Here is a 21284-nt window from a genome sequence, read left to right on the forward strand (position 1 = left end):
CTCATGTCCCATCCCAATAAAGCATTAAGCGTCAAGCAGTTTCATGTATACCTGTTCAATATCAGAAACAGACATTGGCTTTGGATTGTTGTCCATTAATCTCTTCACCTCTGAAGCTGCTTGAGCAAGTGCCGGTACATCCTCCTTGGACACGCCAAAAGCTTTGAGCTGCTGTGGAATGTGTAAATCCGCTGTCCAATCTTCAATTTGATGAATCACACGCTCTGCAAGCTCCTGCTTTGTGTGAGCTCCCGCTAGTCCTATTGCTCTTGCCACATGTTCAAGCCGATCAATGATATGATCTGCATTAAAAGCAGTGACATGCGGAAGCAGCATGGAATTAGCAACACCATGAGAAATCTTGTATTTCCCCCCTAATGGATAAGCCATAGCGTGAACAGCAGCAGTTCCGGCACTTGTAAGCGCCATTCCTCCATACATTGCACCAACAAGCATATTTTCTCTTGCCTTCATGTTCTCCCCGTGATGATATGCCTCCTGAATACTTCCTGAAATCAGCCGCATCGATTCCAGTGCAAACATATCACTGAATGGATTGGCTTTATTTGAAATATAAGATTCAAGCGCATGCGTAAAAGCATCCATACCTGTAGCTGCGGTAATAGATTTCGGCAAGTTGAGAGTAAGTGCTGGATCTAAGATGACAAGGTCTGGCAAAAGATGCGGACTAACCATTCCAATTTTCAATTCCTTTTCTGGAAAAGTCACAATTGCATTTGGTGTCACCTCAGATCCCGTACCAGATGTTGTCGGAATGAGAATCGTTGGCACTCCCCTTTTTTCCACAAGATTTGTGCCAACGAGAGCAGAAATCGGCTGATCGTTTGTCTTAAGAACAGCTAAAATTTTTGCAGCATCAAGGACACTCCCGCCACCAATTCCAATAATGGCGTCATGCGCTCCTCTTAAAAATGTGTGGAATACATCCTCGATATTTTCTTCTGTTGGTTCAGGTTTGATTTCTGTACTTATCTCACTTGCTATCCCCTTTTTCGCAAGTTCTCTTTTGATGTGATCTGCATAACCAAGTGATACGATAGATGGCTGCGTTAATATAAAAATGGATGTGAGTCTGCTAAGCCCTAAACTATCTAATTTCTCCCCAAGAAGGTCTAAAGAACCTGCGCCAGATACAATGTGTGATGCCGTCTGAAAGTGATAATGCGTGATCGTCATCTCTTCACTACTCCTTTGCCGCTTTTCCTTGTTTGCGATAGTCTTCAACCATTTGTGCCACAGCTTCCAATGCCTCACCTGACAGCTCTTTTACAGGGCTTTTGGGCGGGCCAACCGGAATTCCATAAAGCTCTGCTGCCTTTTTCAAAGGCGCTGGTAATGTCCCTAAACCGAATGTTGCTCTTAATGGCTGCAGCTGCTTCTGGAAGTGCTCACTTTCGTCAAGCTTCCCTTTTCGAAAAGATTCATAGAGTCCAACGACAGTTTCAGGAAGTACATTTGCAGTTGCTGCGACCGCCCCTGCTCCGCCGAGTTTCAAGGTATCCAAAATGAGTGAGTCCGTACCTGCAAGGACAACAAAATCTTCATCTTTTGTGACATCCAGATATGCCTTGATATTTTCAATGTTTCCACTGCTATCTTTAATGCCTAGCACATTCGGCAGTGCACTGAGCCGTGCAACCGTCTCTGGTGCTAGAGATACTCCTGTTCTAGATGGAATGTTATAAAGCAGAATCGGAATATCTACATTCTCAGATATGTGACGAAAGTGCTCATACAGCTCTTCTTGGGTTGGTGCAACAAAGTAAGGTGTAATGATAGACAGAACATCTACCCCTCGATCTGCCAGTTTGTTTGACAGCCTGATGGTTGCCTCCGTACTATTTTCACCTGCTCCAATGAATACCGGCACTCGTCTGTCAACAGCATTCACGACAGTTTCAGCAATTTGAAGCTTTTCTTCCTCTGAAAACAAATGAAACTCTCCATTTGTGCCTAAAGCAAAGATGCCGTGTACACCTGACTCGATCAAACGATTCACTAATTGCGTTGCCACTTCGGGATGAAAATGTTCTTCCTCAGTAAGCGGTGTCAAAATAGCTGGTATAATCCCTTGAATGTCCAAATAATCCTCCCTTTCTTATGTGTTGCATTTTTAAACATGTCATATTTTAAGCGCTTTCATATTTTTTATTATAAAAGGATTGTGATTTAATTAGCAACACTTTTTTGATTTTTCGTTATATTAAGTTCATTTCTTATGTAGCTGTTGATGTTTTCAACAAAAAAAGCGAACCATTTTGGTTCACTTTTGAATGGCACTCAACTTTTGAAGAAGCCCGTGCACCTTTTGTCCTAATCTTTCGTGTAAAAGGTCAGCATCTTCCGTTTCATGCGTATTGGGTGTAGCAATACAAAGATGATGGATTGGAATGCTTGTTTCTTGCTTCATGATGTGCATAAGCTGCCCCATGAGCTGAACAGCTGCTCCGTCTGTTAAAGATCGTTTCAGGATAAGCCAAATGGCCAACTCTTCTTGCTGAAGCATGCCGCAAAGGATCATATCGTCTTCGGCGTCTTCTGCGGCAAATTGTGCTAATCCGTTAGCTTGCTCGAAAAACAGCATATCTTCAGATGACTCTAGCTGCTCATGAAGCGTCTTCGTTCCCGTTCCAATAGACCTTTTCCAAAAGAACCCGCCGTTTTTCTTATGTGAGGAAAGGATGCGAAGAGGCTGATTAATGGAAAACGTCATTCCTTCTGAGCTATAAGTCCTCCAGCCATCGGCTATGTTTACAATTGATGCTTTTGAAGGGGCTGCAGGCTCAACCATCAGCTGGGGGTTAGCCCTAAATGGATGCTGGAGCGGTGTCACATTTGTTTCATACACACGGTTGATTCGTTCAGTGGTCAAGACGTGATGCGGCAGTCCTAACATGTCTGTCTTTCCTTCATGAAGCAGAAGCAGCCGATCACAATATAAACTAGCGATGTTCACATCATGGAATACACCAATGACCGTTAACCTAGAGGAATCAGTTTCTTCTTTAATTAAATCAAGCAAATCTTTTTGATAGGCTAAATCAAGGAAACTCGTTGGTTCATCCAGCAATAAATATTCAGGCTGCTGCGCCAATGCCTGTGCTAAATATACACGCTGCTGTTCTCCTCCGCTTAACTCATGGATGGATTGATTCTTAAACTGTGCAACACCCGTTTGTTCCATTACTTTGCTGACGACCTGCACATCTTCTCGCGTGACAGATTGCAGCCACCCTTTTTGATATGGATAACGACCGAATTGGACGGTTTCTTCCACCGTAAATGAAAAAGCTTGGTCCGTTTTCTGCGGCAGAACGGCCATCTTTTGCGCAAGCGCCTTTGGCTGATAGGATTGAATAAGGTGACCGCCGAGACGCACCTCTCCGCTCTTAGGTGCTAAAATCCCTGCCATCATTTTAAGAAGGGTCGTCTTACCGCTCCCGTTTGGACCGAGTATACCGAGAAATTCTCCTTGCTTTACTTCAAGATTAATGCCTCGAATGACCTCTTTCTCTCCATATCCACCTCTGATTTCCTTCACTTGAATCATACGTGCGTCCCCCCTCTATATTTACGAATGAGGATGATGCCAAATACAGGTGCACCAATTAACGCAGTAATGATGCCAATCGGTAATTCAGTCGGCTCAATGATGGTACGGGATAACACATCTGCTAATACAAGAAAGGAAGCACCGTTCAGCATAGATAAAGGCAGCAGATGCCGATGATCTGTGATAGTTAAGAGGCGGATAAAATGCGGAATCACAAGTCCTACAAAACCGATCGTCCCTGATACCGCTACTGCACTTCCGGTCAGGATCGAGCCCGCCAGCAGCACAATATATTTGCTCCTTTTCACATGAACACCTAATAGCTTTGCCTTCTCCTCGCCATACGTCATCACATTCAAATCCCGCCCCATCAACATTAACGCAAAGGTCCCAATAAGAAAGAAAGGAAGAAAAAGCACAATATAACGCCAGCCCCTCATGGACACACTGCCAAGCAGCCAATGAATGATCTCTTTTAGATCATCACCTGTTAAAGCAATCATCAATGAAATGAGCGCACCCAAAAAAGAGCTGAAAATCACTCCTGTCAAAATCAAAGAAGAGATGCTCATCCCCCGATGAACAAGACGCGCAAAAAAGAGAACGAGACAGAGGGTCACAAGCGCTGTTGTCATACTGAATAATGGCAGTGTGAAGCTGCCAAAAAGCGGGAGCTGCAAGCTGAAAAACAGGGTCGCTACGGCTCCAACTGATGCCCCTTGAGATACCCCCAGCGTATAAGGGTCAGCGAGAGGATTTTTTAATAAACCTTGAAAAGCTGCACCAGATAACGCAAGTGCTGCTCCGACTAATGCCGCTAATATGACTCTTGGCAGCCGAATGTTCATCATAATATTGCGATCGATGGAATCAATGGTTCCAAACTGCACTCCGAATAGTTCATGAACAAATATACGAAGAATAGAAGGAATGGGAATCCCTAAGCTTCCAAAGGAGATTCCCATTCCAATGCTCATCACAAGAAGTAAAACACTTAGTGTATATGCGATGATCAATTTATTTGAACGTGTCAGGATAGACGTTTTTCGCAAGAGCCTCGACTCCTTCAACCAATCGCGGTCCCGGTCTTGATGCGAGATCCGTATTCAATTGAAAGACTTGTTTTTCTTTCACTGCTTCCATTGCATTCCAGCCGTCTCTTTTTTTCAAATCAGCTAAGCCTGATCCATCAATTGTAACGATGACATCAGGATTTCGCTTGATGATCGATTCTTCCGTCATTTGCACCCAGCCAGTTTGATCACCTGCAGCATTTTTGGCATGGATAACAGAAAGCATTTCATCCATAAATGTATTTTTACCAGTTGTATAGATTTCAGGTGCACCTGATACTTCAACAAAGACTGTTTTTTGCTTGTCTTTCGAAATCCCCTCTGCTTGTTTCTTGATGTCATTCAGCTTTGTTTTCATTTCGTCTACAAGCTTTGTTGATGCTTCTTTCACGCCGGCTGCTTCACCGATCATATTGATTGATTTGTACACATCCTTAAAGGATGTTGCATCATTTATAGTCAGCACTTGGATCCCTGCATCTTCAAGCTGTTTAAATCCATTTTTTGATCCCATCTGAGATGCATGTGCTAAGACAAGATCTGGCTTTAAGGAAATGACCTTCTCGACATTGAATTCAAGTCCGCCAATCTTCTCTACCTTTTCGACTTCCTTTGGATAATTGTCAAAGTCTGATCGTCCAACCATTTTATCTCCAAGACCGAGTGCATAAGCAATCTCCGTATTACTTGGAATTAACGAAACAATTCGTTTAGGCTGTTCTTTGATTTCGACTGTTTTGCCAGCTGCATCTTTTATCGATACGGGAAATGCCGCAGTGGCCGTTTCTTTATTTTGTGACCCTTTTGCTTTGTGATCTGTCTCAGCGCCTGCACATCCTGCTAAAACACCCATCACAAGCAATAACGATAGCCAAATAGCTGTTAACTTTTTCATGAGTAACCCCCTGGTTTATGTACTGCTTAACGAAATCTCTTTCGTCAATTCTTTTCTAATTTCGGGAATATTATACTACAGTGCAGATAGGTTGTATATGTGATTTCTAAAAGCGTCTTTTCTGTTCATAAAACAAAAAAACAGCCTCTAAAAAGACTGTTTTTCACTCTTCAATGAATTAATTTGTTCTCCATTGATGACGACTTTCTGAAAAGCAGGAGAAACGGCATGCTCTAAAGATAATGGATACGCCACATCATCTATGACACAATCTTTCATTTTAAAGTGAGTCACAGGAGAATGTGCGTATGCGGCTATTTTCACACCATATCGTCCGCCGCTGCTTTTGAGTCCTTCCACTTCAATATGACGTACAACAGGACGATGCGGACCAGCATCTCCTTCCTCATACATCATGTCGATACAGACCACTTCATGCTTTAGACTTTTGACTGTATTGTTTTTAAAATAAATATGTTCAATGGTGCCGCCTCTGACAGAGTTGGTTTTAATACGCAGTGCCCGGTCAAGGTTAGGACTGTCCATGACATTATCTTCTGCATAAACATGCCTTACTCCGCCAGAGATTTCGCTCCCGATCGTCACACCGCCGTGTCCATCCCGCATCTCATTTCTACGAATGACAATGTTTTCAGATGGAATCCCTATTCTCCGTCCATCCTCGTTTCTGCCCGATTTGATGGCAATACAATCATCTCCGTTATCAAAATAACAATCTTCAATGAGCACATTCCGGCAAGATTCCGGATTGACACCATCTGTGTTTGGTCCATGCCCAATGATTTTAACGCCGCGGACGATGACGTTATCACTTAACACAGGATGAATTTGCCACATCGGTGAATCCTTCACTGTCACTCCTTCGATTAGCACATGCTGACATTGGTATGGCTGAATAAAGCTCGACCTTAAATAATGACCTTCTCCAAATACCCTTTCTTCTACCGGTATTCTCTTTTCCGCCATTTCAAACAAAAGCTGGCGATCCCGATCCTGAGAGGGCTGGCCATTTGTCCCATACTTCCAAGGCCACCAATGATGCTCATCCCCTCTGCCATCAAGGGTTCCGGCTCCAGTTATAGCGATGTTTTCTGCATGGTGTGCATAAATGAGAGGTGAATAATTATAAAGTTCAACCCCTTCATATCTTGTCAGTACAAGAGGCAAGTAATCCTTTGGGTCTTGGCTGAATGTCACATAGGCTTTCTCATGCAGATGAAGTTCTACATTGCTTTTCAATTCTAAAGCACCTGTCATAAATGTCCCTGCTGGGATCAGCACCCGTCCCCCTTTCAACCGGTGGGCATCATCAATGGCAGACTGAATAGCATTTGTAGAAAGCTCTTGCCCTTCCGCATCTGCTCCATAATGCACCACATTCAATTCACGATCTGGGAACTGCGGTGCTTTTATCTGCTTTAGCACTTGATCAATTCCGTTTACTTTTTTATCTTTCTTCCCTTGCTTTGCTAAACGAGCAATTCCAACTCCAGTTAGTACCGTTCCTGCTGCGATATACATCAAATCCCGTTTTTTAGACACGTACTCATCCCCCAGTCGCCTTAAAGTGTGACACCTGTTTTGAAAATAGCCAGCTCTCTAAAATTGTTTTTTTCATGATTTAACAGCTTCCCGCTCGCCACATCAATGACAGTTGAAATGAATTTTTCTAATACAACATCTTCCGGTACATCTTCAAGCAGTTCTCCGGCATTAAAGTCAATCCAGTGCTTTTTTGTTTCATATAAGGCTGTGTTGGTCGAGATTTTCATTGTTGGCACAAACGTACCAAAGGGTGTCCCCCTGCCTGTTGTAAAAAGCACCATTTGACAGCCAGAAGCAGCAAGTGCAGATGAAGCAACCAAATCATTACCAGGTGCACTTAATAGGTTCAATCCCTTTTGTTTCAGCAGCTCTCCATATTTCAATACATCTTTAATATCAGAAGTACCTGCTTTTTGTGTACAGCCAAGAGATTTATCCTCTAATGTCGAAATTCCACCTGCTTTATTTCCCGGGGAAGGATTTTCATATACCGGCTGTCGATGATCCATGAAGTATTGTTTAAAGTCATTGATCATTTGCACAATATTGTCGAAAGTCGCTTCTGATGCTGCTCTCTCCATTAAAATCGTTTCAGCACCAAACATTTCGGGCACTTCTGTTAACACTGTCGTGCCGCCTTGAGCGACAAGAAAATCGGACAGTCTGCCTAAAAGCGGATTTGCGGTAATACCAGAGAATCCATCTGATCCTCCGCACTTCAAGCCAATTTTCAGCTCAGATAACGGAATGTCTTCACGATGATCTTCTTTCGCCGCATCATAAATTTCCTTGAGTAAAGCGACTCCCGTCTCAATCTCATCTCCTACTTCTTGGCTTCTTAAAAATTTCACTCTCGTACGGTCATATTCACCTAATGTGGACTGAAAATCTTCAATGTCATTGTTTTCACAGCCAAGTCCAAGAACGAGTACTCCTCCAGCATTAGGGTGCTTCACCGCATTTTGTAAAATGGTTTTGGTATTTTCATGATCGTCCCCAAGCTGTGAGCAGCCATAATTGTGCTTTAATACAAGGGCTGTTTCAAAAGGATGGATGTTTCCACCCATTTCAGCGGTGAATATTTGGATCATTTGATCGGCGATGCCATTCACGCATCCAACGGTAGGAACAATCCAAAGCTCATTGCGGATTCCGCTTCCGCCATTTTTTCGTTTATACCCTTTAAATGTAAGATTCGTTTTTTCATAGGGGTTTTCTGATAATGAAGGCTGGTATTCGTATTCCAGCTTGCCAGATAGATTGGTTTTGATATTATGCGTATGCACCCATTCTCCAGCAGAAATGGCAGTCACTGCATGACCAATGGGATAGCCATATTTGATAATATTCTCTCTTTGCTTGATTTCAGCCAATGCAAACTTATGACCTTTGGCGACGGTCTCTTTTAAGATAATCGTATGTCCTTGATGCTGCAGCTCCTCCCCTTGCTCAAGTCCTTTTAAAGCAATACCGACATTATCTGAAGGGTGGATGACAATAAAGTCTTTCATGCTTTCTCCCCCTGACTTTCATATTGATGAAGCATCATTCGATGAACAGCTGCTCTCATCCCATGCGTCTGTATGAGGGTAAGCTGATCAGCTACAGCTTGACTCAATCCATTTATATCTGTTAAATCTCTGCCCCATAATGACTCGCATGAAAGAATTTTCGCTGCAACTCCTTCATTAGAATGGTTTTCCTCGTCCCATGCTTCCTTCATGAGCGTTAGCACAGTTTCATCATCCTTTACCCTTCCTGCATGTGCTCTGTAGAAATAAATGAGACTGCTAAGTGAAAACACAAGTTTCATTGGCAGCTGTTTCTTTCGCTCGACATAATCAAGCAATGACGGAAGATTACGGGTTCGGAATTTGGATACCCCATTCAGCGCAATATCCAGCAATTGATGCTTTACAAATGGATTGCAAAAACGATCCCAAACGGATTGTGTATAAAGAAGAAGCTCATCTTCAGGGAGTTCAAGCCCTGGCAATACTTCCTCCTCCAGCATACGCCGGATGAACGGACCAACATGCTCATCATCCACAGCTTCCTTTACAGTTTCTAAACCGCATGAATAGGCAATCGGCACCATCGCCGTATGTGCACCATTTAAAATTCGTACCTTGCTCATACGATAAGGCGCAATATCCTCTACAAAAAGTACATTTAATCCTGCTTCTTGAAAGGGGAGCTCCTTTTTCACAAAAGCGGGCGCTTCAATGACAAAAAGATGATAATATTCTGCCGTGACAAGCAATTCGTCGATATACCCTTCTTCCTTTCGTACGATGTCAGCCGCTTTCTTAGAGAATCCAGGGACAATCCGGTCCACAAGCGTATTACAAAACGTGTTGGCTTCCTTAATCCATGTAAAAAACGCAGGCGGCAGTTCCCACTCAGCTGCCATACTGATCACATATTCCTTCAATCGATCACCATTTTGTTCAACCAATTCACAAGGCAGAATGATCAGTCCTTTCTGCTCATCTCCAGCAAATGCTTTAAACCGGTGATACAAGAACGCTGTCAGCTTTCCTGGAAAACTGGCTTGCGGCCGATCCTCCAAACGATCCTCCTTTCTGAGCACAAGTCCTGCCTCTGTCGTGTTTGAGAAAACAAAGCGGAGATCCGGGTTTTCCGCTACGTGTAAAAATTCCTCGTAATCCGTATACGTACTAATTCCTCTGCTAATCGATTGGATGATCATACGTTCATTCATTTCTTGCTGGTCATGATATCCCTGAATACATAATGTGTACAAGCCATCTTGTTCATTTAATGCTGCTACTGATCCTTTTCGAGGAGGAACAACAACCGCTCTTCCTTTAAAATCTGTGCAGTCGTTCAGCTTCTGGATGTGCCAATTGATAAATCCTCGCATAAAATTTCCTTCACCAATCTGCAAAATCGTTTCCGGATACTCAGGTGCCGGGTATATGGCTTCTGATAATCGTTTCAAATGGATTCCCCTCTCCAAGTATTATGCACACGTGAACATTTTTCTGAGAAGGTGCTGATTACTGCACCTTTTTGACTGAATCTCTGATCATCAGCTCTGTGTGGACATACACTTTTTCCATATGATCTTCTTCTTGCTCTTCACCGTTTATCACTGAAAGGATAGCTTCTGCTCCAAGTGCACACATTTTTTCAATCGGTTTTTTCACCGTTGTCAATGCAGGTGTGGTATAGGATGAAAAGGCAATATCATCAAAACCAATAATAGAAATATCACCTGGACACGTTTTGCCTTTTGCAAATAATGCATTCATTGCACCAATCGCCATGTCATCGTTTGAGCAAAAGAGCGCTGTTGGCGGATCATCAAGGGCCAGCAGCGATTCCATTGATTCATAGCCGCTTTTCATGTGATAGTCGCCTTTCATCATATATTCTTTCTTCATAGGTATTTGGTGATCAATTAACGCTTGCAGGAAACCAGCTTTTCTTTCTTGAGTTGATTTAAAGCCTTCTTTCCCTTCAATGATGGCGATTTGTTCATGACCTTGCTGAATGAAATGGTGTGCAGCCTGGTAAGCTCCTTGACTATCATCTGCTAATATATTCATGACCTCATGACTTTCTACACGGCGATTCAGCACAATGATGGGAATGCCCTGTTTCTTCACATGATGGATAAATGCTTCATCGTGTTCGCTTTGACTCATGAGCAAAATGCCATCGTAGCGTTGTTTATGAATGGTTGTGTAATCGTGAAAGTCGTCAATTCCTCTTACAAAGAGATTATAATACTCTGTCATGACGCTGTTGACACCTTTTAACGCATCCACAAAGAAGCTTGAAGATGTGCCTTCTGTTAAACTCGTAAAAAACAGACCAATTGTGAATGATTTTTGTGATACTAGGCCTCTCGCATGGACATTCGGTGAATAATTCAGCTGTTTTGCAATCGACAAAATCTTTTGTTTTGTCTTCTCTTTAATAAAAGGACTGTTATTCAAAGCCCTTGATACCGTGGTATGAGAGACGTTTGCCAATTTTGCTATGTCTTTAATTGTGACTGTCATGCTATTCCGCCTTTTATGATTTTTTACCATCTTATCATAAAACCGCTTTCATTTTCTTTATGTCATTTTGTTTGGGTGATGCTTGAGCTGATTTGCCCGGTCAAATTGGAAATACTGTCTGGCATTTTCATAGCTGATTCCTTTCACGATTCCCCCTAACAGCTCAAGATCATAAGGGGCTTCTCCTTTTTCTACCCAATCTCCAATGATATCGCAAAGCAGTCTTCGAAAATATTCATGTCTTGTATACGACAAAAAGCTTCGTGAATCTGTCAGCATCCCAATGAAACGGCTGATCAGCCCAATACTGGATAGAGCCATCATCTGCTCTGTCATCCCTTGTTTCGTATCATTAAACCACCAAGCTGTGCCGTGCTGGATCTTCCCAGGTGTCGTCCCGTCTTGAAAGCTTCCAGCCAATGTGGAAATCACAACATGATCCCTAGGATTCAAGGAATAAAGAATGGTTTTTGGCAGTGCCTGTTCTTGTTCTAAACGGTCCAATATTCTGCAAAGCGGCTTGGCAATGTCTTCATCATTCATCGCATCATACCCTGTATCTGGCCCAAGCCGCTCAAACATTTTCGTATTGTTGTTCCTAAGCGCATTGATATGAAGCTGCATCGCCCAGCCCCGCTCATAGTAAGCCTGACCTAGCTTTATGAATGTTTGTGTTTTAAATTTGATCTTCTCTTTTTCCGTCAATGAATGCCCAGACATTCTTTTATGAAAGATGGCTTCCACTTCTTCTTCCGTCGTTTCTTCAAACGTCATTTCGTTAATGGCATGATCTGAGATCAGGCAGCCCTGTTTATGGAAAAAATCAATTCTTGTACGGAGTGCTTTCAAAAAGTCTTGGTAGGATTGGATTGGAGTAGATGAAGCCTCTGCCAGTTCGTGAACATACGCTATAAATAGGTGATTCGTTATATCAAGTGCCTTATCAGGCCGAAATCCGGGCAGTACTTGCACAGTGAATCCTTCTTCCCGCAGTTTTTGATGATAGCAAAGCGAGTCGACTGGATCATCTGTTGTCACGACTGTTTCAACGTTCGATTTCACAATGAAATCTCTTGCACCAAAACCCTCTCCTTGCAGCTTTTCATTTACTTTTTGCCAGATGATGTGTGCGGTTTTTTCGTTTAAAAGTTCTTCAACTCCAAAATATCGTCTCAGCTCTAAATGAGTCCAGTGATAGAGCGGGTTTCCAATGGTCATGGGAACGGTCTTCGCCCACGCCAGAAATTTCTCATAGTCTGAGGCATCCCCTGTGACGTGCGATTCGGGTATGCCATTTGCTCTCATGGCACGCCATTTGTAATGATCTCCGTAAAGCCATGCTTCGGTGATATTATGGAAGGTTTTATTTTCATAGATTTCTTTGGGGCTTAAATGACAATGGTAATCTATAATTGGAAGGTCCTTAGCAAACTCATGGTATAGCTTTTCCGCCGTCTGACTGTTGAGTAAAAACTGTTCATCTAAAAAGGCTTTCATCAAACTCCCCCATTTCTCTTATAGATAAAAATAATTTGTTCACGTTAACAATTTTATTGTAATCGTTTACAAAATTGATTTCAATCCTAAAACAGGAAAAAACGATCTCCTTTAGAAAAGAAAATCGTTTTTTGGCTATTTTACAGGTGATGATTTTTTTAGGATAATCGCAATAGTTGTTCCAGTGCCTAGTTCACTTTCAACTTGAATATCACCGTCATGCAGCAAGACGAGCTCTTTTGCTATCGCAAGCCCGAGACCTGTTCCGTTCGTTGGATCATTTGTATTTGTCCCTCTGTAATAGCGGTTAAATAGGTGATCCACCGTTTCCTGTGCCATTCCGCGGCCATTGTCTTTCATTTCGATCCGAACTTCTTCCTCTGTTTCAGATAAAACAGCTGTAATATGGGTGCCTTTTTCGTTATGCTTCACTGCATTCGCCAGCAGGTTCTCAATCACTCGTCTGAACCATGCTTTATCGATCTCAAATATGACACCATCTGTTTGATCTTCAAAGGAGCATGGATAATCCTCAGATGAAGAGCTTCTTGAAAACTCGTCCATAATGGAAGTTAAAAATTCACTGAGTTCAACCGGTTTCCGATTAATAGGCAGGGCACCATTCTTCAATCGGTACGTGAGGTTTAAATCCTCAATCAGTGTCGACATGTATTCTGATTTCTCACGAATCACCTGTCCCATTTCCATGACTTCTTCTTTGGACCATTGATATTGATCGGATTCAAGCATGAGTCCATAGCCGTAAATCGTACTTAGAGGCGTTTTCAAATCATGAGACAATCCTGCAATCCATTCTTCCCTTGTGGTTTGAATTTTTCTTCGGTTTGCTTCATTCTCTTTTAATGTAAGCGTGAGCTGATCCATTGTTTTTAGGATATCCTCAAATAATCGGTATTCCCGCTTAATACGGCCTTTTTTATTTTTACTGACTGGAATTCCCTTTCTATTTGTTGGTTCCTGCAATTTATTTTTTGATAAGAAAATCAGCCAGCGAATAATGTGATAAATTGGCAGCCCATAACGATACGAATACCACAATGTCATGACAATAATAATAGTGAGTGCAAGACCTGCAATTAAGATGGTTGTATATTGATTTAAAGCGTCCCTCTCTTTATCGTAAAGCTCGTCTGGGCTGTATACTTTATTTGGTACCGAGACGATGATATACAGGTTTTTATTCACCTTCATATAAGTGAGGTCACTTCTAAACTCCCAAGGCTTCGATTGATACTTGAGCAATTCAACATCTGTTACGTTATGTTTCAAACTAGTGTTGGCCCGAATGCCTTTTAAATATTTTCCTTCTTCATTGAACAAATGAACCGATCCATTCATTCTCTTCAAGAATTCTTTTGTTTCAACCGAATATTGAGATAATGCAGCCAAATTTTTCTCGTGCTGTTTCAGATAATTGGCTACCTTTGTGCTGTTCGTTTTGAACCCATATAACACAGTAAAACTTTCTTGATCAATCTCAATTGGCCAGAAGTACATCTTGTAATCTTTAAATTCTCTTTTTTCAAAGATCTTGATCATTTCATCCTTTTGATAAGACGTTGGAATTGATTTAGGGCGGTGATAGCTATAAACGGTATTCTTCTTTGAATCAATCACTTGCAGCCAGCCGTCTCTTTTTTCCACTGCTTGCTTGAGCTGATCGTCGGCTTCCATTTTTCCATCCTCGTTAAAATACAGCCAGCTCATGAGTGTATCTCCATCAGCTTTTGTTAAACCAGTTTCGGTCATGTTCTCATAGTATTTATTTAAATATAAGTTCTCAGAGAACGTATTGCCGATCGTCAGAATGGCAATCACAATAAACATTTGTCCGACAAAGTGAAAGAAAAGTTTTGCTCGTAAATTCATAAATTATTGAAGGACCTTTGCAGGGTGCGGTATAAATTTATATCCCATACCACGGATCGTCACAATATATTCTGGCTGACTCGGATCTAATTCAATCTTTTCCCTCAGCTTTCGAATATGAACCATGACAGTGTTGTTATCACCATATGATGGGACGCCCCATACTTTCTCATAGATTTGATCTTTTGAGAGAACCACATTTGGATGGTCACAAAAGTACTTCAGCAAAGAAAGAAGCTGAGCAGAACATGCCGTCACCTCTCCTCTTACTTTCAATTCGGCTGCATGAGGATGATAGGAGAAATGGGCATAATGATATTGGCTTTGAGTGTCTTCTTGCTCCTCCTGTAAGGAGATATAAGTTCGGTTTAGGTGAGCCTTAATTCTAGCCACTAGCTCAAGCGGGTTAAATGGCTTTGTGATGTAATCATCTGCCCCCTGTGCAAAGCCCGTCAGTTTATCGACATCAGACGTTCTTGCAGTTAAATAGAAAATAGGCACTTTCGTTAACTTTCTGATTTCAGGCAGAACGTCAAAGCCAGACTTACCGGGCATCATTACATCTAGAAGTAAGAGGTGGATGTCCTCGTTTTTGACAATATCTAATGCTTCATCTGCATGGTAGGCTTTATAAATATGCTTGAATCCTTCTTTTTTTAATACGCGTTCAACCATTTTCACAATTGCTTCTTCGTCATCTGCAATCAATATTTTTGCTGTTTCCACGCATCTCTTTCCTTTCTAGCTATGATCTCTAACCGTATATTACCATTGTCTAAAGTAAAAAAGTACCTCTTTTCCGCATAAAAGCGAAAAAATATCAACTGGAGAAAATGGCAGCACGAGGAAGTTTCAAACATGCAAAAAAACCCGGCAGCTGCACCGGGTTCCTTTACATCTATTATCCATTCACAGCTTCTAGCTTTCGTTCATGATTCATTAAGTCATAGGTTAAACAGATCGGCTTATTCGTTCTAGGATCAAGCACAATTTCTGCATCAATATGGAATACCCGACTGAGTACCTCTTTGGTCATGACCTCATGAGGCGTACCATCTTTTATGACTTTCCCTTGATTGAGGGCAATCATGTAATGTGAAAAACGCGCCGCATGATTCAAATCATGGATGACCATCAACACAGTTCGGCCCTGCTCTCTATTTAAGCGTTCTAACAGCTGAAGAATCTCGAGCTGATGTGCAAGATCCAAATACGTCGTAGGTTCATCTAATAGGAGCAGCTCTGTTTCCTGGGCAAGTGCCATCGCAATCCATACACGCTGACGCTGTCCGCCGGAAAGTGCTTCAATTGGCCGATCATGAAAAGCAATCATTCCCGTTTCCTCAAGTGCCCACCTAATGATTCGTTTATCTTCATTTGATAAACGGCCAAACCCATTTTGATGCGGGAAACGTCCATATGACACGAGCTCATACACTGTCAATCCACTTGGTGCTTCGGGCGTTTGCGGTAAGATCGCCATTTGTTTTGAAATTTCTTTTGTCGGCGTCTCATGGATAGCCTTGCCATTTAAGTAAACAGCTCCTCGATTGGACTTCATAATACGAGACATCGTTTTTAAAATGGTTGATTTCCCGCAGCCATTCGGTCCAATCAGTGTTGTCACCTTGCCTTTTGGGATGCTGACATTCAAATCTTCTACAATCAAACGGTCTTGATAACCGATACAAAGCTTTTCTGTTTCGAGCGATTTCATATGTTGTCTCTCCTTCCTCATTAGTTCGATTTCATCAATAAGTAAATGAAGTAAGGTGCGCCTAAAGCAGAAACGACAAGGCCAACTGGCACTTCTGATGGTGCAAGGATGACGCGGCCAATTGTATCTGCCAGTAATAATAACAGCGCGCCAATCAGCGCGGAGGCCGGTATCATTCCTTGATGCTTTGGCCCAACAAGCTTTCTAGCTAAGTGCGGTGCGGCTAATCCTAGGAAAGAGATACTTCCTGCAACAGCAACACTCGCACCTGCTAATGCAACGGCAATCAGCATGAGAAGACTTCTTTCTTTATGAACAGAAATGCCCAATCCATAGGACAGCTGATCACCTAAATTCATAATGTTTAAGTAGCGTGATCTGACAAGCGCTAATATAAGGAAAATCAGCATCCATGGCAGAACAGATAGGACATACGTCCAGCTCGAGCCATAAATGCTTCCAGATAACCACACGATAGCTTGGTTAAAATCATTTGGGCTCATTTTCAACTGGATGACCACAATTGCTGCTGAAAACGCAGCATTCACACCAATACCAGTTAAAATCAATCGAACAGGTGTGATGCCTTTTTTCCACGCTAACACATAGATGAGAAATGCAGCAAAGCCTGCACCTACGAACGCGAAAAGCGGCAGTATAAAAATCGTAAGATCACCTAAATTTGTCATCGTGCCTTGAAATGCAAAGATAAATAGCACAACGGCAAAGCCTGCACCGGCATTGACACCAAGAATACCTGGGTCAGCTAAACCATTTTGAGAAACACCTTGCCAAATCGCTCCTGATACAGCGATAGAAGCGCCGACAAGTAAAGCGATGACCATTCTTGGAAGCCTGAACTCGAATAATACGAGTTCATCCATTTCACTTCCGAATCCAAAAAGTGTTTTCAATGTATCCATCGGAGAAATCCGAATTTCTCCGGTATTTAAACTAATGAGAAACACAGCTACGATCGCGAAAAAAATCATGAGCATCGTTCGTTGATATTTCTTTTTCTTTGCTTGCTGCACCATTTCCATTTAAATCCCGCTCCTTTCACGTCTAGCTAAGTATAAGAAGAAAGGAACGCCTATAATCGCCGTAATGGCACCGACTGGCGTTTCAAACGGAGCATTGACCAGCCTTGCAGCAATGTCTGCATAAATTAACAATGTGGCCCCTAAGATAGCGGAGCATGGGATAATCCAGCGGTAGTCCACTCCGACCAAGAACCGAGTGACATGAGGGATCACAAGCCCAATAAAACCAATAGAGCCTGCTACCGACACGGCAGCACCCGTTAAAAGAATAACAACCACTATACCAAGCACCTTGACCGTTTTCGTATACTGTCCAAGCCCTTTCGCCAGTTCTTCACCTAAGCTTAAAACCGTGATCGAACGGGCAAGGATCATTGCAATGATTAGTCCTGCAATGGCAACTGGAATGATGATATGAATGTTACTCCAATTCACACCTGCCACTCCGCCAGCATACCAAAAGCTCATATCTTGAGCGACGTCAAAACGGATGGCAATGGCTGAGGAGATGGAGCTCAAAAGTGCTCCAACCGCTGTACCAGCTAGTGCGAGCTTTACAGGAGTCAGCCCACCTTTTGACATAGTACCAACACCAAATACAATAGAGGCACCGAGTGCGGCTCCAACAAATGACCAAAGAATTAATGTAAAAGAAGATTGGCCAGGGAAAAATGCTAATGCAATGGCAATCGCAAATGCGGAGCCATTTGTCACACCCATAATCTCAGGTGACGCAAGCGCGTTTCTCGTCATTCCTTGCATAATGGCACCTGATACGGCTAAAAAGGCACCGACGAGGGCAGCTCCAACTGTACGCGGCAGCCTCAATTCCCGAATGATTTGATGTGAAGTTTGATGTGAATCAAAATGAAAAACGGCTTCCCATACAGTCTGTAGATGAATGTTTGCCGCTCCTAATGATACTGATAAAAAAAGACCAAATGCTAAAGCGATCATTCCTATGATGATAACAGCTGCTGTTCCAAAAGGCTTCGTGACAATATCGATCGTATCATCTCTGGCTGGCAGCTGTTTATTCGATTGTGAGCCCAAAACCAGTCTCTTCCTTTCCGTTCATGTCTATTCTCTATTAGTGATAATGATTATCAATCTCGAAGTCTAGTATATCACTTTCTTTTCTTTTTGAAATCACTGTTCTGATAAATTTCTTTATTTTCCGCAAAAAATTGTGAGAATTTCATCATTTTTCTTTTGGTTCTAAATTAGCCGATGCATTTTTATTCCTATCATGGTACGATAAAATTGAAAATGAGAATCATTATCAAGTAAAGTGAATAGGAGAGAATTTTTGTGAAAAAACGAACTGGATTTCTTTTGATTTCTTTATCCATCCTTATGATCTTTACAGCCGCTTTCGGCAGCACTTCGAATAAACAATCTGCAGCGAAAAAGAATGACATGATCACATATCAGGATGCCAAAGGAGAAGTGAAGCTTCCGAAAAATCCGAAGCGAATAGTGCTTCTTGCAGAAAGCTATTACGGGGACCTCGTTACACTCGGCAAGACGCCGGTTGCTACGACATCACCCATCTTTAAAAACCCTTTTTATAAAGGGAAAACAGATGGAGTGAAGAATCTCGGAAGGACCCCATCAGTCGAAAAGGTAGCCGCTTTGAAGCCAGATATGATTATTGCATGGGGAGAAGACGAGAAGTTTGATCAATACAAAAAAATCGCCCCAACTGTAGCGGTTAAATACAACCAATATTCCTTCAAAGACCAGCTAAAAGAATTCGGTAAAATGACAGGTACACCAAAAAAAGCAACAGAATGGATCACGAAATGGGATACTAAAATTGCTGAGGTGAAACCAAAGGTAACAAAAGCTGTCGGCAGCAAAACGGTTTCGATCGTATCGCCATTTGATAAAGGTATTTATATCTTTGGAAACACCTTTGGCCGCGGGGGAGAAATCATTTATGACGAGCTGAAATTAAAAGCACCGAAAGTCGTCAAAAAAGAAGCGATCGACAGCGGTGTCGGCTATGCAAACATTTCTCTTGAGAAGCTGCCAGAATTCGCAGGCGACTATATTTTCACAGGTCCATGGAGCGGTTCAAAAAGTAATGGTGACCAAGTCTATCAAAGCAGCATTTGGTCATCACTTCCTGCCGTCAAAAATAAACGTGTATTTGAAATAGATCCAGTCGGTTACTTCTTTAATGACCCAGTGTCACTAGAAGGTCAGCTAGAGTTCATTGTGGACCGGTTGACATCTGCGTCATAAAAAAACGTTTCTCCAGAGATGGAGAAACGTCCAAATAATTGACAAAGGGATAAAATGAGCTTTATTTTAGCCCTTTGTCTTCTTTTCAGCGTGATAGAAAACCTTTGCAGTCTAGGAAGGACGAGTACCGGAGCGGAGCGAATTGAACATTCGTGAGCACCGGAGCGCAGACCTGACAAAGAATGCGAGGGTTTGTCTACACGCTGAACGTTTCTCCAGAGATGGAGAAACGTCTTCCTTATCTTATACCGTTTCTTTGGCAAATCCTTTTGACATGAATGGATAAAGCAAAATACCCACTAAGAATAGACCGATTCCAAGACCAAAAGTTTTCAAGTCGGCTGTTCCTGAAATAATGACCCAAGCCGAATACCCCATCGCAACAAGTGCAATGATGCCGTCTCTTGTTCGATTTCCTTTTTGAAGCTCATATGTGTCACCTTGCATGATGACCTTAAAGCTGTAGATGGAAGACACAATATACGGAATAAGATACGCAAGTGTCGCTGATGTGGTTAAAAAGGTAAAAGCTTCATTAATCGTACGTGACATCACAGAGAAGATAAACAGCTGTGACATAATATTTGTAACAGTCAAAGCGAAAGCAGGGCTTCCTTTTTTGTTTGTTTTTGCAAATACTGCTGGAAAATCACCAGCCTTTGCTGCTTGATACGGTACTTCTGAACCAAGTAAAATCCAGCCAAGCATCGAACCAAACAAACAAATAATCGCCAGCAGTGCCATGACAATTCCGCCAGCCGGCCCAATAATAAGCTGAAGCACATCCACGAATGGTTTGTCAGAGCCTTGCAGTTGATCATGCGGCAGAACGCCCATTGTAATCAATGTGATAATCATGTAGATCGAAAGTGCGATTAAAAGACCTGTAATCGTCGCACGTTTCACATCACGCTGTGAGGATGCTCTTCCTGATAAAATGACAGCTGATTCAATCCCAATAAATGCCCATAGTGTGGAAATAGCCGCATGATGAATTTGGCCTCCAAGTCCGAGCACTCCTTCCCCGCCTGTTTCAACCGGGAAGTAATAATGTTCAAATAATGCCGTTTGAAAAGCAAATAATCCCGCAACAATAAAAAGGACAAATCCAAGCACCTTCGAAAAGGTTGTAATAAAATTCAATTTACTCGCAGCACTTAAGCTTGTGATTAAAATGGTATGTGTTCCCCATAGAAGAAGAGTACATACGATAAACGTCATGAGCTGGCCAAGTGTGACCGCTTCTTTTCCAAAGGTAAAAACCTCAGTCTTCACGGTGAGAATAGGGAAAAAAGTCGTTAAATAACCAGCAAGGCTTGTAATAATCGCGACATTACTAATCCAGCTTGCCACCCAATATCCCCAAACCATTGTAAAACCGGCCGCTTTCCCTTTTTTCGGATCTTTAAAAAGCGCCCTTGCATAACTTTGTGGTCCAGCCGTCAGCTGCGGCTTATGAATGGACAAATGCCCAAATACAAGCGCAATCATCAGCACACCGCCGCCTGTGACAAGCCATGCCATCGTCACACCTAAAGGACTGGCGTGCTGGGCAAGCGTACTTGGCAGCATAAAGATGCCTGAACCTACCATATTTCCGACGACAAAGGCCGTCAATAACCAAAAACCCCATTTTTTTGTCTGTTCCATTTCCGTACCTCCGTTTTATTCACTTTGGACCAGACCCGGCAGTATCTTCATTGATATATTTGTGAAGCAATGACTTGCATTCTTTATGTTCATCA

The 21284-nt window shown here is 42.3% G+C and carries 17 protein-coding genes; 1 reads left to right on the top strand and 16 read right to left on the bottom strand.

Annotated elements, in window-relative coordinates; translation table 11 throughout:
- Window positions 1-24 precede the first annotated feature (24 nt).
- From NSS65_RS15950 to NSS65_RS16020, 15 genes are all read right to left on the bottom strand, one after another.
- Window positions 25-1197 carry an iron-containing alcohol dehydrogenase gene (locus NSS65_RS15950; protein WP_034280884.1) on the bottom strand — a complete coding sequence of 391 codons (1173 nt, stop codon included), beginning with the start codon at window positions 1195-1197 and terminating at the stop codon, window positions 25-27.
- Between the two features lie 7 nt (window positions 1198-1204).
- Complete coding sequence (dapA, locus tag NSS65_RS15955; RefSeq protein ID WP_034280885.1) at window positions 1205-2104, bottom strand: 4-hydroxy-tetrahydrodipicolinate synthase; 900 nt, start codon at window positions 2102-2104, stop codon at window positions 1205-1207.
- Between the two features lie 180 nt (window positions 2105-2284).
- A complete protein-coding gene (locus tag NSS65_RS15960) occupies window positions 2285-3571 on the bottom strand; it encodes a heme ABC transporter ATP-binding protein (protein WP_326135289.1) in 1287 nt (428 codons plus the stop codon).
- Entirely contained in the window at window positions 3568-4626 is a 1059-nt protein-coding gene (locus tag NSS65_RS15965) for an iron ABC transporter permease (protein WP_041115703.1), read from the bottom strand. Before NSS65_RS15965 ends, NSS65_RS15960 begins: the two co-directional genes overlap by 4 nt.
- Window positions 4592-5542 carry an ABC transporter substrate-binding protein gene (locus tag NSS65_RS15970; RefSeq protein ID WP_326135288.1) on the bottom strand — a complete coding sequence of 317 codons (951 nt, stop codon included), beginning with the start codon at window positions 5540-5542 and terminating at the stop codon, window positions 4592-4594. The genes NSS65_RS15965 and NSS65_RS15970 overlap by 35 nt, the downstream gene beginning before the upstream one ends.
- A 147-nt stretch (window positions 5543-5689) precedes the next feature.
- Window positions 5690-7105, bottom strand: coding sequence for a glycoside hydrolase family 28 protein (locus tag NSS65_RS15975; RefSeq protein WP_326135287.1), 1416 nt, complete (start codon window positions 7103-7105; stop codon window positions 5690-5692).
- A gap of 20 nt (window positions 7106-7125) precedes the next feature.
- The gene (locus NSS65_RS15980) at window positions 7126-8619 is read right to left on the bottom strand and encodes an altronate dehydratase family protein (RefSeq protein ID WP_061110078.1); all 1494 of its coding nucleotides are present in this window, start codon (window positions 8617-8619) and stop codon (window positions 7126-7128) included.
- Entirely contained in the window at window positions 8616-10073 is a 1458-nt protein-coding gene (locus tag NSS65_RS15985; protein WP_070326019.1) for a tagaturonate reductase, read from the bottom strand. Before NSS65_RS15985 ends, NSS65_RS15980 begins: the two co-directional genes overlap by 4 nt.
- 58 nt (window positions 10074-10131) lie before the next feature.
- Complete coding sequence (locus NSS65_RS15990) at window positions 10132-11142, bottom strand: LacI family DNA-binding transcriptional regulator (protein ID WP_034280892.1); 1011 nt, start codon at window positions 11140-11142, stop codon at window positions 10132-10134.
- 57 nt (window positions 11143-11199) lie between these two features.
- Entirely contained in the window at window positions 11200-12639 is a 1440-nt protein-coding gene (gene uxaC / locus NSS65_RS15995) for a glucuronate isomerase (RefSeq protein WP_176967220.1), read from the bottom strand.
- 135 nt (window positions 12640-12774) lie between these two features.
- Complete coding sequence (locus NSS65_RS16000; protein ID WP_034280895.1) at window positions 12775-14529, bottom strand: HAMP domain-containing sensor histidine kinase; 1755 nt, start codon at window positions 14527-14529, stop codon at window positions 12775-12777.
- A 3-nt stretch (window positions 14530-14532) separates the two neighbouring features.
- The gene (locus NSS65_RS16005; protein WP_024423448.1) at window positions 14533-15255 is read right to left on the bottom strand and encodes a response regulator transcription factor; all 723 of its coding nucleotides are present in this window, start codon (window positions 15253-15255) and stop codon (window positions 14533-14535) included.
- A gap of 175 nt (window positions 15256-15430) precedes the next feature.
- A complete protein-coding gene (locus tag NSS65_RS16010; RefSeq protein ID WP_041115691.1) occupies window positions 15431-16246 on the bottom strand; it encodes an ABC transporter ATP-binding protein in 816 nt (271 codons plus the stop codon).
- A gap of 20 nt (window positions 16247-16266) precedes the next feature.
- Window positions 16267-17289 (bottom strand): iron ABC transporter permease, encoded by a 1023-nt coding sequence (locus NSS65_RS16015; protein WP_034280896.1) that lies wholly within the window; start codon window positions 17287-17289, stop codon window positions 16267-16269.
- On the bottom strand, window positions 17290-18342 hold the full coding sequence (locus tag NSS65_RS16020) for an iron ABC transporter permease (protein ID WP_034280897.1): 1053 nt from the start codon (window positions 18340-18342) through the stop codon (window positions 17290-17292). It lies immediately after the preceding gene.
- 258 nt (window positions 18343-18600) lie between these two features.
- On the opposite strand from NSS65_RS16020, the gene NSS65_RS16025 reads away from it, so the two are divergent.
- Entirely contained in the window at window positions 18601-19539 is a 939-nt protein-coding gene (locus tag NSS65_RS16025) for an iron-hydroxamate ABC transporter substrate-binding protein (RefSeq protein ID WP_342467315.1), read from the top strand.
- Between the two features lie 243 nt (window positions 19540-19782).
- On the opposite strand, the gene NSS65_RS16030 is transcribed toward NSS65_RS16025, so the two are convergent.
- Window positions 19783-21189, bottom strand: a complete 1407-nt coding sequence (locus NSS65_RS16030) for an amino acid permease (protein WP_034280899.1) — start codon at window positions 21187-21189, stop codon at window positions 19783-19785.
- Window positions 21190-21284: the final 95 nt, after the last annotated feature.

The sequence above is a fragment of the Bacillus sp. FSL K6-1006 genome, assembly GCF_038593175.1.
GTDB lineage: Bacteria > Bacillota > Bacilli > Bacillales > Bacillaceae > Bacillus > Bacillus safensis.